1 protein-coding gene is annotated in these 251 nt (G+C 66.9%); it reads right to left on the reverse strand.

The features are described 5' to 3' along the window. On the reverse strand, nt 1–145 hold a 145-nt coding region (locus G3I60_RS44400; protein WP_164608615.1), incomplete at its 3' end, for a helix-turn-helix transcriptional regulator. Between the last annotated feature and the right edge of the window lie 106 nt (nt 146–251).

Consider the following 251-nt stretch of genomic DNA (forward strand, 5'->3'; position numbering starts at 1 on the left):
CGAGGCTGCGCAGCGAGGTTTGCCCCGTTTCGATGCGCCAGATCTTCGGCTCCGACCACTCCAGCTTGGCAGCGGCGGCCTTGACCGTCAGCCGACATTGGTTGCGCAGCTCACGTAGGTGCCGACCCAGGGTCCTTCGCAAGATCGTGATCGGTCCGGTTTTGTCAGGTGAGGCCGAGGGTCTGGACGGGGCGGCGGTAGTCGCGGGCGGTGTGTCGTAGGGCGGCGGCGATGTTGGTGTGGCCGTCCTG

It is taken from the genome of Streptomyces sp. SID13666 (genome assembly GCF_010548325.1).
GTDB lineage: Bacteria > Actinomycetota > Actinomycetes > Streptomycetales > Streptomycetaceae > Actinacidiphila > Actinacidiphila fildesensis.